The 15,985-nt window shown below is 48.3% G+C and carries 12 protein-coding genes; 7 read left to right on the forward strand and 5 right to left on the reverse strand.

Annotated elements, in window-relative coordinates:
- Nucleotides 1–799: 799 nt before the first annotated feature.
- Both cysC and ACRJJO_RS13575 read right to left on the reverse strand, forming a co-directional pair.
- Complete coding sequence (gene cysC / locus ACRJJO_RS13570) at nt 800–1,411, reverse strand: adenylyl-sulfate kinase (protein WP_341328279.1); 612 nt, start codon at nt 1,409–1,411, stop codon at nt 800–802.
- Nucleotides 1,412–1,431: 20 nt separating this feature from the next.
- On the reverse strand, nt 1,432–2,397 hold the full coding sequence (locus ACRJJO_RS13575) for a DHH family phosphoesterase (protein ID WP_431066238.1): 966 nt from the start codon (nt 2,395–2,397) through the stop codon (nt 1,432–1,434).
- Nucleotides 2,398–2,778: 381 nt separating this feature from the next.
- Between ACRJJO_RS13575 and ACRJJO_RS13580 the strand changes: the two genes are divergently transcribed.
- The gene (locus ACRJJO_RS13580; protein WP_431066239.1) at nt 2,779–4,176 is read left to right on the forward strand and encodes a mannose-1-phosphate guanylyltransferase/mannose-6-phosphate isomerase; all 1,398 of its coding nucleotides are present in this window, start codon (nt 2,779–2,781) and stop codon (nt 4,174–4,176) included.
- 419 nt (nt 4,177–4,595) lie between these two features.
- Complete coding sequence (galU, locus tag ACRJJO_RS13585) at nt 4,596–5,477, forward strand: UTP--glucose-1-phosphate uridylyltransferase GalU (RefSeq protein ID WP_431066240.1); 882 nt, start codon at nt 4,596–4,598, stop codon at nt 5,475–5,477.
- A gap of 533 nt (nt 5,478–6,010) precedes the next feature.
- Here galU and ACRJJO_RS13590 read toward each other — a convergent pair.
- A complete protein-coding gene (locus ACRJJO_RS13590) occupies nt 6,011–6,727 on the reverse strand; it encodes a DUF6901 family protein (protein ID WP_431066241.1) in 717 nt (238 codons plus the stop codon).
- 196 nt (nt 6,728–6,923) lie between these two features.
- Here ACRJJO_RS13590 and ACRJJO_RS13595 point away from each other — a divergent pair, with 196 nt between their 5' ends.
- Complete coding sequence (locus tag ACRJJO_RS13595) at nt 6,924–7,463, forward strand: response regulator (protein WP_431066242.1); 540 nt, start codon at nt 6,924–6,926, stop codon at nt 7,461–7,463.
- Between the two features lie 490 nt (nt 7,464–7,953).
- Here ACRJJO_RS13595 and ACRJJO_RS13600 read toward each other — a convergent pair whose 3' ends face one another.
- Nucleotides 7,954–9,258 (reverse strand): HD domain-containing phosphohydrolase, encoded by a 1,305-nt coding sequence (locus tag ACRJJO_RS13600; protein WP_431066243.1) that lies wholly within the window; start codon nt 9,256–9,258, stop codon nt 7,954–7,956.
- Nucleotides 9,259–9,663: 405 nt separating this feature from the next.
- Here ACRJJO_RS13600 and ACRJJO_RS13605 point away from each other — a divergent pair, with 405 nt between their 5' ends.
- Together ACRJJO_RS13605 and ACRJJO_RS13610 are read left to right on the forward strand one after the other, a co-directional pair.
- Nucleotides 9,664–10,809, forward strand: coding sequence for an exonuclease SbcCD subunit D (locus ACRJJO_RS13605; RefSeq protein WP_431066244.1), 1,146 nt, complete (start codon nt 9,664–9,666; stop codon nt 10,807–10,809).
- Complete coding sequence (locus tag ACRJJO_RS13610) at nt 10,806–13,868, forward strand: AAA family ATPase (protein WP_431066245.1); 3,063 nt, start codon at nt 10,806–10,808, stop codon at nt 13,866–13,868. Before ACRJJO_RS13605 ends, ACRJJO_RS13610 begins: the two co-directional genes overlap by 4 nt.
- A 57-nt stretch (nt 13,869–13,925) precedes the next feature.
- On the opposite strand, the gene ACRJJO_RS13615 is transcribed toward ACRJJO_RS13610, so the two are convergent.
- The gene (locus ACRJJO_RS13615) at nt 13,926–14,429 is read right to left on the reverse strand and encodes a hydrogenase maturation protease (RefSeq protein WP_431066246.1); all 504 of its coding nucleotides are present in this window, start codon (nt 14,427–14,429) and stop codon (nt 13,926–13,928) included.
- Between the two features lie 400 nt (nt 14,430–14,829).
- Here ACRJJO_RS13615 and cobO point away from each other — a divergent pair, with 400 nt between their 5' ends.
- Entirely contained in the window at nt 14,830–15,366 is a 537-nt protein-coding gene (gene cobO / locus ACRJJO_RS13620; protein WP_404356090.1) for a cob(I)yrinic acid a,c-diamide adenosyltransferase, read from the forward strand.
- A gap of 116 nt (nt 15,367–15,482) precedes the next feature.
- Nucleotides 15,483–15,848: a hypothetical protein gene (locus ACRJJO_RS13625; RefSeq protein ID WP_431066247.1), complete on the forward strand. Its 366-nt coding sequence runs from the start codon at nt 15,483–15,485 to the stop codon at nt 15,846–15,848.
- The last annotated feature ends 137 nt before the right edge of the window (nt 15,849–15,985 follow it).

The following is a 15,985-nucleotide window of genomic DNA, read 5'->3' on the forward strand; positions in this document are numbered from 1 at the left end:
GCCCTGAGCCCTTCGGCTGCGCTCAGGAGAGCCTTGTCGAAGGGGGAGCTTCCGGTGTGTCTTTCCCAAGCTGGAGCTTGGGAAAGAGCGTGATGTGGGTTGGCCGTTTTTAGCTTGACGCGCATGGCTTGCGAACCCCGTCCTGCTAAGGATATGCTGATCTTTGGGCTTTAGCTGAAGAAACTTGCTAATCAGGATTCGTTTTGTAAGGCCTTTTGAATTTACTTTCAACTATACCCTCCTGCGGGACGGGTTATTGAACCCGTCCCCAACGTTTCTGCTTGCTTCGGCCATGGTTGAAACGTTTCGGACTGGGTTGTAAACAAACCCAGTTCAGCCGTAACAATTCAGTCCCCCCGGCAATTATCGTTCCCATGCTCTGCGCTCATCGTTATACATAAGTCAAAAATTACCCTTTTGCAACCTTAACCAATGAGACCTCGATACCATTTATTGTCACTTAACATTAGCGGATCACCTAACGCTAAACGAACCGCGTAGGGTACGCTGTGCGTACCATGGTAACCCCGCAATGTTCATGTGCCAACCGAGCCGTCAGGGCACGGCTTTGGTACGCGCAGCGTACCCTACAATTTATGTATAACGATGAGTGCTCTGCGTGGGAATGCCTGAGTACCGCTCCAGCGGTACGAGACGCTAGAGCGTCTCGGGCTGCATTCCCACGCTGGAGCGTGGGAACGATAAGGGGGAGCTGAATAATTATGTCCTGCCAAAGAGTTGCCAAACCTTCAACAAAGCTCATAGATCCAGGATGTTATTTATCATGAAATCCTAAACGTTAGCCGGGCCTTACTATGCTGCGTTGCAACAACAGTTTCATCACGGCTTGAACGCTTTCGTCCAGCGAGAGTGCATGCGTATTGACTATTAGCTCGGGTTTTTCGGGTTCCTCGTAAGGCGAGTCGATACCGGTAAAAAAAGGAATCTTGCCGGCACGCGCTTTTTTATACAAGCCTTTCACGTCTCTTTGTTCGCAGGTTTCCAAGGGACATTGACAATAGATTTCGATGAAATCGCCGTGAGGGACCAATTTCCGCGCTGAACTTCGGTCTGCGCGGAATGGCGAAATAAAAGCCGTCAATGTAATCACACCGGCTTCAATCATTAACTTGGCGATTTCGCCGATTCTTCTGATGTTTTCTACTCTATCCTCATCGCTGAAGCCCAAGTCGCTGCAAAGGCCGTGTCTCACATTATCGCCGTCCAAAACGAAGGTCGAACAACCATAACGGTGCAAATAGTCTTCGACGGCATGGGCCAATGTCGACTTTCCCGAACCGGACAAGCCGGTAAACCACAGTATCACGCTTTTATGTTTATGTAGTTTTTCTCTGTCGTTACGGGTGATAGTGGCGTTATGCCAAACGGTATCAGTGCTTTTTTGAGTCATATTGATTTGATGTGAATGAATTAACGAAAGGATGAATAATGTGTTTCGAAGCGATCGATAAATTGCGGGAGAGATTCTATCGGCAGATGATTGATGCCGGCTGCGGCTTTGCGTCCGCCTCCGCTAGGAAACATCGCGCAAAGTTCGTCGGCGCCGGTTTTATTGGTATGCGGAGCTCTAACGCTGACCAAATAGCCGCCCGAGCGGTTATGGCTCAGTATCGCATGTGCCCGGTCGGGATGATCATTAGCTAGCTCGTTGGCGAAAACGCCGCTGATGCGTCTGGCCCAAGCTTCGTCCGGCAGGATATAAACTGCCACTGAGGCCGTGCTATATTCCGACGCAATACTTTTGGCGTGCGCCAGATCATTGTTATAACCATCTAAAAGACGATTGTAAATCACGGCTTTGTCATTGATAAAATCGAACGGAGACGAGTAACCGGCCATTTCTAAATACAGTTCGGCGGGCGGAAAATGTAGATCCTCAATGCAACTGCCGTAACCGTTGTAATTGATACACACGCCAAGTTGTTTGAGCTGTTCGGTTTGGGCTTCGGACAATGATAGTTCGTTGGCCAGTTGCATGGCCGCTTGATCCAAGTTATCACCGAAGGCGGCTGTGATGGCCCATTCTCGGTAGCGCCCATGTAAATAACGGTCGACGAGTAAACTGGTGCAGACATTGGCATCGGTATCGATCAGAGCGGTTAATGCGGTATGATCGGGTATGTCCCCGGGCCGGTGATGATCGACATAGAATACTTCGGCGCCTTGATCCAGAATGCGCTGGAGCGAGGGCAGATTCTTTTCCAATGAAATGTCCAGCACCACGACTTTGTCGCCGGCTCGACCGTCGACGCGCTCGAGCAAATTGATGTCGCGCTTAATTCCGGTCACCAATAGCGCGTCTGCGGGCTCTGCAAGCCGAAGCTGAATTAAGGCGCAAATGCCGTCGGCATCGCCATTGAAAACATCGAAGCGCATGCGTTTTTCCTTAAATAATAAACAATGGAAGGCAAAGTATAGGCAAAAGCCGGCGCGATACCAACTGCCTAAGAGAAAAGGTTAGATAAACCCGCTATAATCTTTATCGTTGTCTGTAAAAATTGTAATTATTCAGCATAAGTCATGTATGAGAAGGTGTCAGGCATTGATTTATAAGGCTGTCTGCAACAGGTCGTTGCAGTCAGCGCTTACAGGGATGTATTCACCCAGCACCTAAATAAGCCATGATTTTGAATCATTGCCAAAGACCTATGGAATTTAGGTGCTGGGTTCACGCGTCCTTAGAAATCAATGCCTGACACCAACCTACCGCATGCGCTGAATAGTTACTAAAAATTTATCATTACCAAGGATTTTCCTATGATACCTGTTATTTTATCCGGCGGTTCGGGCACCCGGTTGTGGCCGTTGTCTCGCGGACAATATCCTAAGCAATTTCTACCGCTGGTTTCCGAGCAAACGATGATTCAGGAAACCGTGCTGAGGCTCAATGGACTCAAACATATCAAACCTCCAATCGCCGTTTGTAATGAAGATCATCGCTTCATGCTGGCCGAGCAAATGTGGGAAATCGGCGTCAAACCGGCCTCCATCATTTTGGAACCGGTCGGCAAGAACACCGCGCCTGCTGTCGCGATGGCGGCTTTATCGGTTGCGTCCGGCGACGTGCTTTTGATCTTGCCGGCCGATCACGTCATTGCCGATTGCGCCGCGTTTCATCAAGCCGTTATTGCCGCCGATACGTTGGCCCGGCAAGGGCAATTGGTGACTTTCGGTATTGTGCCGACAAAGCCTGAAACCGGTTATGGCTACATTCAACGTTCGCAGTCGCAACAGGGCGAGGCATTCAAGGTCGCGGCCTTCGTCGAGAAACCGGATGCGGAAACTGCGCAGCGTTATATCGAAAGCGGCGATTTTTATTGGAACAGCGGCATGTTCGCTTTCAAAGCCGGCGTTTATCTCGACGAATTGGCGAAATTCAACCCCGAGATGTTGCAGGTTTGTCGAGAAGCGCTGCAATCGGCGCAGCAGGATTTGGACTTTACCCGTATCGGTAAGGAGATTTTTTCGACCTGTCCGGCCGATTCGATCGACTATGCTGTGATGGAAAAAACCGCCAATGCCGTTGTTATACCGCTCGATGCCGGTTGGAACGATGTCGGTTCATGGACCGCACTTTGGGACGTGACGCCGAAAGATGACGCGGGCAATGCGGTGTTCGGCGATGTTTTGGCGGTCGATACCGAAAATTCTTATTTGTATTCCAAAGATAAATTGGTTGCCGCCATCGGCGTTCAGGATTTGGTCATTGTCGAAACCGACGACGCCTTATTGGTCGCGTCCAAGGACAAAGTGCAAGAAGTCAAAGCGATCGTCGATTTTTTGAAAAGCCAAAAACGCAGTGAAGCCGATTTACATCGCAAAGTTTATCGTCCGTGGGGACATTACGATTCGGTCGATAATGGGGAGCGTCATCAAACCAAACGGATTTTGGTCAAACCCGGCGCTAAATTATCCTTGCAAAAACATCATCACCGGGCCGAACATTGGATTATTGTCAAAGGCACCGCTTTGGTTACCAAGGGAGATCAACAGATTCTATTGGCCGAAAACGAGTCGATTTATATCCCGCTAGGGACCGTTCATTGTTTGGAAAATCCCGGCGTAATTCCGCTGGAAATGGTCGAGGTACAATCGGGTAGCTATCTAGGCGAGGACGATATTGTGCGTTTTCAAGATCAATATGGTAGGGTTTGATTAAAGGGCGACCAACTTGTTAGGCTGTCGAAATTTACCGATTTTCAGGTTAGAAAAATAACTGGTTTATGGATTTTGAGATTATAAATAGGCGCTTTATAAATAACATAGTAATCATTAACAATTTCCAAGATATTTTGATCGCCGTAGGGTGCGCATCGCGCACCTTTTCACGGCGCAGAACCCATTAGTTCCCGACCCAGGTACGCGATGCGCACCCTACCCCTAGCGCTTTATAGCTATGATCACAAACAATTTCCAAAATATTTTTGGATTAAAAAAGCGGGAACACAGAAATTAGCTAAAATGGCTTTTTTTTCGACAGCCTAGCGACTTGCCGACTTGCCGGTTGTGGATGTTATAGGCTAAAGCCAGCCATTCAAAATTTCAGATTGTAATTTCATTAACAGGAGATATCGATGAAACAAATTATCACGAAAGCCGTGTTTCCGGTCGCGGGTTTAGGCACCCGGTTTTTGCCGGCCACCAAGGCCAGTCCGAAAGAAATGTTGCCGGTCGTCGATAAACCGTTGATTCAATATGCAGTCGACGAGGCGGTCGCCGCAGGTATCGATACGATGATTTTTGTAATTGGCCGTAATAAAACATCGATTGTCGATCATTTCGACAAAGCCTACGAGCTTGAAACCGAGTTGGAAGCGAAAGGCAAGATTCAAACTTTACGGATGATACAAAATATCGTACCGCCGCATGTGTCATGCGTGTATATTCGACAGTCCGAAGCGTTAGGCTTGGGGCATGCGGTTTACTGCGCAAGGCCTATCGTTGGCGATGAACCGTTTGCGGTTATTTTGGCCGACGATTTGATCGAAGACAAAGACCGTGGATGTGTGCGGCAAATGGTTAGCGTATTCAATCAGGAACGCAGTAGCGTTTTGGGAGTCGAGCGAGTCGATCCGTCGGAAACCGGTAGTTACGGCATCGTTAAGACCGAACCGGTCTCGGAGAAATTAAGCGATGTGAAATTGATTGTCGAAAAACCCAAGCCGGAGCAAGCGCCGTCGAATTTAGCGGTGGTTGGCCGCTATATTTTGACGCCGGCGATTTTCGATAAAATCAAACGGACCAAAAAAGGCGCTGGCGGAGAAATACAGCTCACCGATGCGATTGCCGCATTGATGGCCGACGAACAAGTTTTGGCGTATGAGTTTGAAGGGCAGCGCTACGATTGCGGTTCCAAACTCGGCTTTTTAATCGCGACGGTCGAGCATGGTTTATTGCATGAAGAGTTGAAAAACGATTTTGCTGATTATTTGAAAAATCTGGCGGCCCGAATTTAGGAACGGGCATGAAATAAGTTAGGCAACTGACGCAGGACTTTCCTCGTTCCCACCGTACCAGCGTGGGAACGCATACCGATTTTGCCTTCGGCTGCTAAGTTATGAGTTCCCAAGGAGGACCGCTCATCGTTATACATAAAATGTAGGGTACGCTGCGCGTACCAAAGCCGTGCCCTGGCGGCTCGGTTGGCACATGAACATTGCGGGGTTACCATGGTACGCACAGCGTACCCTACGCGGATCGCCTAGCGCTAGGTGACACTGCCATTAAGTTAAGCCGTTCGTGGTGAGCCTGTCGAACCATGGACGGCTTAACTTATCGACCCAGGATTTTTCCATTCACCCTTCGACAGGCTCAGGGCGAACGGAAAAATCCTTAACTTAATGGCAGTGAGCACTAGGTGAGGGATAGCCGAGAGTGCCAAGTGACAATAAAGGGTATCGAGGTCTCATTAGCTGAGATTGCAAAAGGGTATTTTTTGACTTATGTATAACGATGATCGGATGACCGGAGAAACCGAAAAAGCTTTGATTTACTCCGTTTCGGTGTCGATCCCGTAGCCTTGAAACAAAGAGCGAATTTCTTCGAGTCCATCTTCGATAGACCAGCTAACCGAACGTGACAGCAGATCGAGCAGGATGATGGCATTAACGGTAGCATCCTCGGTGCTTGCCGCTCTAAAACGGTTGGCAAGGGCTTTGTTGATGATTTGCAGGTTTTGATAACGCTGCATCAGTTCATCCAATTCGAAGGTATGTTCAAGACCTTGCTTATACTTGAAATATTGACCCAGCAAATACATTGATGTACTTCGGTAAATCGTTTCGTCGTCGCTAGCCAAGGGGAGATGAAAGCGTGCCATCGGTTTTAAATGTTCGGTATGAGGGCAGGGGCTAGTGGCCATGATTAAACCTAGCAACGAGCTTAATGCCCGCTGCATCGTGGTTTTTCCGCTGATCGTTCGTTCCGGTGTGATAACTTCTAGTGCCACTGACTCATAAGAAACCAGCATGCCGCATAATTCCATAAGCGGTTGCAAATTGACCGCAACGGGACATTGCGGTGAATCCTTCTTTGCCAAGGTGCAATTGCTGCATTGATGGTATTCGAGCTCGGTCCAGAATGGCGGTTCCGTCAGCTGGGGACGGGTAAAGGTCATCGTTGTTTGATCGATTTCAATTGCGAATTCAATAACTTTATTGTCGGCGAACGAAAAACGATAGAGAAAATGTAAGTTTTGATCGGTCATGCGATTTTCCAATATGAAGCCGTCTTGTCGTTGATATTCAGTCGGTCTTCGGTTTCTATACCCATCGCAGATCAAAATTCGGCACCGGGGTACTGCCGAATTTTGAAGTACGAAAGATATAAGTTTACTTTATCGATTAGACTTTATATAAGTTTGGCTAAATTTTTTGGCAAAGGATGATTTAAGCGGGTGGATTATGAACGAGGATGCGGCAAAAATTTTATTGGTGGATGACGAACAAAATGTTCTCAAGGCTTTGTCCAGGATTTTGCGAGACTATTATTTAGTGACTGCGCAGAGTGGTGAAGAATCATTAATACTAGCCAAAGAAATCGAATTCGATTTAGTGATTTCGGATTATCGAATGCCGGGCATGGACGGTGTTGAGTTTCTAAAGAAGTTCATTAAGTTGCAACCGAATGCCATGCGAATGATTTTGACCGGTTTCGCAGACCTTGAAAGCGCTCAGCATGCGATCAATGAAGCAGGCGTATTCCGGTTTCTGAATAAACCTTGGAACAATCTTGAAATAAGCAATGCGGTTACAGTTGCGCTAGAGCATAAACGAATATTGCAAGAAAATAAGGACTTAGCCGATCAGGTCCGAAGGCAGCAAGCGCTTTTGAAAGATCAAGATACTATTCTCAGAGCATTGGAAGCCGAAGAGCCCGGTATTACGAAGGTCAATTGGGCCGCGGACGGTTCGATCATCATCAATGAAGATGAATATGAATAACGGAGTTAAAAAACTTAAAGCGAATCCTAGGGTATGTTGTGCGTACCTAATGTCGGCGCAAGGCAGCAATGATTCTAAATTCGGCAGTTTAACCCTAAAGCACATGAAGTTCATGAAGTATTTCAAGAGAATGCCTAAATATTTCTGCTAACGTCTTGGGTGAGCGAAAGCTTTATGCAAACGAATAACAAGTTATTGAATTAACTTCTTATTCTTCATGGTGAAATGCTTTTTCTAGGATGATGGTACGCACAGCGTCCCCTTATGTTTCGAAATTGGCCGTCGTATTAATTTCAGCTATTACTCCCTTTATGCTCAAAAATTAGCTAACTTTTTGAAGGTATGGGGTGTGGCTAGCGAGGATGTCGGCAGCAGGGATTGCTGCCGTCAAGCCCCCACGGATGGGTTCACGGCGGTCCTCGATAGACACATCCCATACCTTTTATTCTTAAACGGTTTTTCAATCAAAAGGGAGGAACGCGAAGAAATCTTATTTATTGCCTAATCGAACTTTTATTGAAAGCTGCCCCCCATTTTCTCGTAAATTGAAAATATCGTTCACGTTTTTTTCGGTTAGTATCCGGTCTTTTAAATACAGTAGATCGTTGCATAACACTTCCTCGACTTCCATTCCTGCTTGCAATTGAGTCCAGGACATTTCGATTACCGGCCTATCGTCCTCTTCCGATTCAGGCAGGTATTGCAGAAAGATATCGCTGACATCGGGGTCATAGAGACTCCCTTTTTTCAGTTCAATATGCTTTTTGACTTGAACGATCGGTAACGATTCGCCGGTTAGCGTGCCGTCGAGATAGGAAATGTAGTCCCGGATTACCGCGAGGATACGCGAGCCGATCGGTATTTCCGTGCCGATCAAGCCTTTCGGCATGCCTGAACCGTCGTAATGTTCATATTGGTGATAAATGATCGAAGCGGCTTCTTGGAGTTGCCGGATGTCTTTTAGCATCATTTGCCCTTCCTCGGCATGTTTGTAATAGCGCTTTTTATCGTGCCAAGAAAGTGAAAACAGCGGCTGTTTCAATAGCTCGTCGGGTAAGCTCATTTTGCCGATTTGCAAGAGCAGTCCGGCATACATCACGTTGTTGATGTCTTCATCGCTCAATTGCATGAGCCGCGCTATGTTTCGGCCATTTTCCGCAATAAATTTGGCATGACCGCTTTTGATGCCGGGCCGCATTTCGATAATTCGGGCAAAGGTTTTAATCGAGTCGGCATATTGTTTTTTTAAGGCTTTGTTGGCTTTGTCGATTTGTGCCAACGATTTTTTCAATTGCCCGGTTCTTTGTTCAACCTTCTCTTCGAGGTGAGCATTGAGTTCCTTGAGTTGTTCGTTTTGATTCTGAACAATGGCGAATAAGCGGTTACGTTCATCGCGAATGAATTTTTGCTCCAACGCATTATGCACCAGTATCTTGAGCTCGTTATCGTCCCAAGGCTTACTGCAGTAGCTGTATATCTTGCCTTTATTGACAGCTGCGATCGTCGATTCGATGTCGGCATAACCGGTCAACAAAATACGCACCGTTTCCGGCCATTGCTCGGCCGCCTTGGCTAGAAATTCTGCGCCGTCCATTTTCGGCATGCGCATGTCGGACAGGATCAAGTCGACTGGATCTTGGTTTAATAGCGCCAAGCCTTCCGAACCGTTTTCAGCGGTATGAATCGTATAGTTGCAGGAACGGAACAAGCGCTTTAACGCCTTGAGTATATTCTGCTCATCGTCGACGAGCAGTAATACGGGCTGGATTTTTGCGTCCGCTGACGGGTCGTTCATAGAATGAATCCTGGGCAAATTGACTGTCGTTGGTTAAGGCATCTTTTGTTAGGTTAATATAGCTTACACCCTTTTGATTGAAAAACCGTCTAAGAATAAAAGGCATGGGATGTGTCTATCGAGGACCGCCGTGAACCCGTCCATGGGGCTTGACGGCAGCTCCCTGCTGCCGACATCCTCGCTAGCCACACCCCATACCTTTATAAAGTTAACCACTTTTTGAGTATAAAGGGAGTCGCATCGGCGATAGCGTTAAGGGTAAGTTGTGAGCCTCTAAGGTAGAATAGCCAAAAAGTTCGGCTTATCATTTCACTGCTAACTGCTAACTGCTAACTGCTAACTGCTAACTGCTAACTGCTAACTGCTAACTAATTTTAGCCCGAGAGAAATAACTCAGGAGTTTTTTTGAAATTCATACACACATCGGATTGGCATGTCGGCCGGCAGTTTCACAATGTTTCGTTGCTCGATGATCAACGTTATGTTCTCGAACAACTGATCGATTATATTAGGCGCGAGTCGGTCGATGCGCTAATCATTGCCGGCGATATCTATGACCGCTCGGTTCCCCCGGCATCGGCCGTGCAATTGCTTGATGAGGTGCTCAATACCATCTGTAACGATCTGGAGGTTCCGGTCATCATGATTCCGGGTAATCATGATGGAGCCGAACGGCTGCGATTCGGTTCCAGGCAACTGAGCCGAGCGGGTCTTCATATCATCGGCGAATTGACGCAAATCACTGAGCCTGTGATCTTGCAAGGCAAAGCCGGCCCGGTTTGCTTCTATGGAATCCCTTATAACGATCCCGAGTCGGTGCGCAATCACTTCGGCGTCGACGTATCCACTCATGACCAAGCGCACGCTTTTCTGGTCGAACAAATCAAGGCGGCAGCATCGGATCAAACTCCAAATGTATTAATAAGCCATTGCTTCATCGACGGCGCCGAAGCGTCCGAATCCGAAAGGCCTTTGTCGATCGGCGGCGCGGACCGGGTCAATTACGAGCCGTTTGCAGATTTCGATTATGTCGCGCTCGGGCATCTGCACAGCCCGCAGTATAAAGGCAAGGAGCATATTCGTTATTCCGGATCGATTCTCAAATATAGCTTTTCGGAACAAAGGCAACAGAAAGGGGTAACCTTGATCGAGTTGGATGTTGACGGTCTAAAATCGACCGCGCATCTAGATTTACAGCCGCAACGCGATATGCGGACGATTGAAGGCGAATTGAAAACGATTTTGGCACAAGGCGAGACCGACCCGAACAATGACGACTATTTACTGATTAGACTGACAGACCGGCACGCGATTCTCGATCCTATCGGGAAATTGCGAGAAGTTTACCCGAATGTCTTGCATTTGGAAAAACCGGGCATGCTGGAAACCGGCGAGCGACAAGTCAATCGCGATAAACTCAAACGGGGCGAGTTGGAAATGTTTCGGGACTTCTTCGAGCAAGTCTTCGGTAGCACATTAACGCCCGTACAAGATGAGGCGATTCGTCATACGATTTCGCTTATTCATAAACAAGACGGTGATCGTGCATGAAGCCAGTAAAACTGACGATTCAGGCATTCGGACCGTTTGCCGGAAACGAAAGCATCGACTTTCGTTTGCTTGGGTCCAGCCCTTTGTTTTTGATCAACGGCCCGACCGGTTCCGGCAAAAGCTCGATCTTGGATGCGATTTGTTTTGCGTTGTATGGTCAAACTACTGGCGCGGAGCGAGAGCCGTCGCAGATGCGTTGCGATCATGCCGATATTAACATGCTGACCGAAGCGATATTGGATTTCAATCTGGGGACTGAAAACTACCGTATTCGCCGCATTCCTGTTCAAGAGCGGCCTAAGAGCAAGGGCGAAGGTACCACGACGCAACAGGCCGAAGCCCAGTTGTGGCAACTCGACGGCACCGACGAAGGCAAGCTCATCGTTGCCAAAAGCGTGACCGATGCGACGAACGAAGTCAAACGATTGATCGGTTTGGATGTTGAACAATTTCGTCAAGTCATGGTATTGCCGCAAGGAAAATTCCGCGAATTGCTAATGGCCGATTCGAAAGAGCGGGAACAAATTTTCGGGCAGCTATTTCGAACCGGAATTTACAAACGCATCGAAGAAGCGTTAAAAAATCAAGCGGCTGGTATTCGCCAAGAAGTCGAACGGCATCGAAACCAGATCAAAGGGATTTTGCACGGCGCCGAAATGGCATCCGAAGCAGAAGTCGATGAAGCGCTCGAGGCTCTGCAACCCGAACTTGCTGCCGCTTCGGAGGAGAAGCAACAAGCCAATCAGAAAATGCTTCAGGCCGCGCGCGTCAGAGAGCAAGCGCAAGCATTGAAACAAAGTTTCGATAATCTCGACACCAAGCAAAAAGCGCTGTCCGACAAGGCCGCACAAAAACCGGAAATCGATAAGCAACAGCATCGGCTCGACAGCGCGTTGCAAGCTGAAAAAATTCGGTATTTCTACGATAATTATCGGGCCAAGACAAAAGAGAAGGCAAAATTACTCGAGCAGATTCAAACCAGCCAAACAGCGCTCCAATTAGCCGCTGCAATCGAGCTAGAAGCCAAACAAAACGTCGATGCCGCTAAACAGGCTTACTCCGAGGTCGAGGCGTTGAAGCATAAGCGCATTGAACTTCAGCAATATCGAGACCGGATTGCGGAGCTGGCCGAGGCCAGGGTGACGCTTCAAAATCGCCAAAAAGAGTTAACCGCCGCGAGAAAAGCATTCGATGCTCGAAAACTCGAACAACAAGCGTTGATTAACGAATTGGCGGACAAAGACAAGGCTTTTGTCGAAATCAGTCGCGAATTGGAATCGCTCGCGACGATGCGGATCGAATGGGAGGCGCAACGCCGCAATCTCCAGCAGCGTCAACAGTTGGAAGATCTGCGTAACGAGCAAACGCGCTTACGGCACAACGAGAGCAAGCTTGCCGCGGCCTTCGAAACGCAAAAAGCCGCCTACGACGCGCTTGAAAAAGAAGCCCGTCAAATCGAGATGCATTGGCATCTCGGACAGGCCGCGTTATTGGCCGAAGCACTGCAAGGCGGGCAGCCTTGCCCGGTTTGCGGCAGTATAGAACATCCGAAGCCGGCGGTAGCGGCAAATGACGAGGCGCTCGTGACCAAGCTGCAAGTCGATCAGGCGCGCGCCGATGAAAATCAAGCGCGTAACCAGATGCAAAACGCCAAGGAAAAATGGGATGCCGCGTTGAATGAGTTGGCTGTCAATCGAAAAGATATCGAACAATTGGCGCGGCAATTAGAACAACTGGCCGAACAACCCTTGCAAGCGCTTGTCGATACGTTCGCTAACGTAAGCGAGACTGTCGATCGACTCGTTGAGCGGCAAGCGCAACAAAAGACCTTAGGCGCGCGAATCGATACGATCAAAGGATTGCTCTCAAGCATGACCGAAACGCTTGCCGAGCTTGAAGCAAGTGCCGCTAGCGTCAACGAACAGTTCATACAAGCCCGATCTAACTCGGAACAGTTGGAAAAATTAATACCTGAAGACTATCGGGAGCCGAAAGCGCTTGAACAAGCTTTGTCTCAGTTGAATCGGCGTATCACGGCATTGAGCGATGCATTGACTCAAGCGGAAGCCGACTATGCCGCAAAACACTCGGAACTAGACAAGGCAAGCAGCAAACTGGAGTCCTTACAACAGCAGCGCGAGACGCTTGAAAGCCAGTATAGCGAGGCCGAAGCGCAATGGCGCGATGCGCTCGCACGCAGCGCTTTTGCCGATGCTGACGCATTTCATTCAGCGTTGATGGCCGACCCCGAACAGCATAGCCTCAAAGCCGAAATCGAAGCCTATCGAGACGAACTGGTCGGCTTGCAAGAAGTCGTTAAGCAACTCCAAGCCGATTTGGCAGGACATGCCCCACCCGACATGGAAGCGATCGAAGGGCAACTGACCGAACAGACCGCATGGTACCGAAAAGTCGAGGAAAGCTGGCGTAAACTCGAAGAGCGCGTTAATCAGTTGGTCCGCGTCAAAGGCAAATTAACCCAGGCCCGCGTCACGCAAGCCGAGCTCGAGGCGCGTTACGAAGTGTACGGCACGCTTAGCGATGTCGCCAATGGTCAGACCGGCGATAAGATCAGCCTACAGCGTTTCGTATTGAGCGTGTTGCTCGACGATGTGCTGATTCAGGCGTCCGAACGCTTGACTCTGATGAGCAAAGGCCGTTACCGAATGGTGCGTAAGGAAGACCGAGCCAAAGGCAACAAAGCGTCAGGCTTGGAGATGGAAGTCGAAGATGCCTATACCGGTAAAAACCGTCCGGTCGCGACCTTGTCGGGCGGCGAATCGTTCATGGCGGCCCTAGCGTTGGCGCTGGGCTTGTCGGATGTCGTGCAGTCCTATGCCGGCGGCATCAAGCTCGATACCTTATTTATCGACGAGGGTTTCGGCAGTCTCGATCCCGAGTCGCTGGATTTGGCGATTAGAACGCTGATCGATTTGCAGGCCTCAGGCAGAATGATCGGTATCATCTCGCATGTGACCGAATTGAAGGAGCAAATGGCGCTAAGGCTCGATGTCATCGGCTCCAGAACCGGCAGCAGCGTGCGCACGATTGGGGCTTAATACGGGAATCATCGTCAAGAAGCTCCGAAATTTAGATGCTGGATGCGTACCTATCTCTTATGTTTCATGGTCAAACGCTTTTTCGGCTAACTCGCGCCAAATTTCGACATCCGGCTGTTTTAATAATTGTTCGGCATAATGCCCGGCCCGTTTTAAATTTTCCCGCGCTTTCGGACTTAAAGCGCTACCTAATTCAAATTGTTCGCCTTGAATGCTCAACAAGAAGCACGGCGGAGGGTTTTGGTGTTTGATGGTTTGATAAACTTGCAGCACGGCGGCCGGGCTCATCGCATGCGTAGTGTAGCTCTTGTCATGGGCGGGCTTGAGCTCCCTGAAATCGAATGCGCCTTTGCAGGCGACTGATGCATCGATAAACAACACCAGATTCCGGTCTTCAAGATCGAGAGCATGTTCGACCTGTAATTGAAAGTCGTTCAAAATTTCGACGGAACCCGGTTCTATTCGATTCTGAATTATTTCCAGCAGTAATGGGCCGAGTGCATCGTCGCCCCGGCTGAGGTTGCCGTAGCCGAAAATCAGAATGGGTATGGTTTTGTTCATCATGTAATCCTATCGATAAAAAAATTTATCTCGACCCGCGTGGTATTGCATTTATTATATTACTCCCTTTTGATTGAAAAACCGTCTAAGAATAACAGGTAAGAGATGTGTCTATCGAGGACCGCCATAGGGGTTTGACAGCAGCGCTCGAACGCCAAGGATGGCTTGAATGCAGATTTTGCAGGAGCAAAAATCTGCCCTGCTGCCGACATCCTCGCTAGCCACACCCCATACCTTCATGAAGTTAGCCATTTTTTGAGTATAAAGGGAGGAATTCAATACAGTTAAAGCCCTTTATGAATCGAGATAATAGTTTTGATGTGGAAGGACTAATTATACTTGCGTTCACGAATGAAGGTGCTAATCTGCCCGACATTTGATAACTTGTTAAGGAGATTGGATGAAAGCGAGAGATAAGCGCCGTGGTTTGGTGTTGGTCAATACCGGCGAAGGGAAGGGTAAGTCTTCGAGCGCCTTGGGTATGGTGTTTCGCGCAGCCGGCTGGGGCATGAAGGTCTGCGTGATTCAATATATTAAAGGACAATGGCAAACGGGCGAACACAAAGCCGCGGAGCGTTTCGACAATATCGAATGGCATGCTTTGGGCGACGGCTTTACTTGGGATACGAAAAATCCTGAGCAGGATATTAAAACCAGCCGCTCGATTTGGGAGTTCAGCAAGGAAAAAATTAAGTCTGAAGCCTATGATTTCGTATTGCTCGATGAAATTAATTATTGCTGCGGTTATCAATGGATCACCGGACAAGAAATTGCCGAGTTCATTAAAAATGAGAAGCCGTCCTGGATGCATTTAGTGCTGACTGGGCGCAATGCCGCGCCGGAGGTCATTGAAGTTGCCGATACTGTGACCCATATGACGCTGGTTAAACATGCGTATACCCAGGGTATCAAGGCAGAGCAGGGAGTTGAGTTTTAAACGACTCTAAGCGTTGCCGAGATCAGCGTATTAGCATAGAATTCACAGGGTATTACCGAATGTTTTGAAATGTTTTCGGTATCATACTTATAAAAATAAACAACCTAGAGGGCGCTATGTCTGAAACAACTAAAATTGTATTTGCGGTTATCGGTGTTTTTGTCGCCGGATTTATTGTCGTGGGAGTCAGCAAACAAGAATCCGTCGAGGACAAAGAGTCGGCAGCGATGATTAGGTCTTATGTCGCGATGCAGGAAATGGCATCTAAAAAATGTCCGGCCGCGATCATGAAGGAAACCGGCGAGCAAGTATTTTTTCCATCCGAGACGAAAAGCGACAAGGAGTCTTACGTAACTTATAACTATCAAGGTGAAACCGATGCATTCAAAAACGCTTCTTGCACGTTGCGGATCGAGATCGGCGGTATTTCTGATTTGATCATCGACGATAAAGTCATCATAAAAAAACAGAAAAAAAATTAGAACCTCGTAAAAGTCAAGATCAGGTACATGGAAGTACCTACTTAGGATTATTTCAAAAATAACTTCCCTATTTTGGAAGGGCCCGATTGATCGATTGAAAGGCCCCGCACCTAAATAAGCCATGATTTTGAATCATT

Source organism: Methylotuvimicrobium sp., assembly GCF_050611805.1.
Lineage (GTDB): Bacteria > Pseudomonadota > Gammaproteobacteria > Methylococcales > Methylomonadaceae > Methylotuvimicrobium.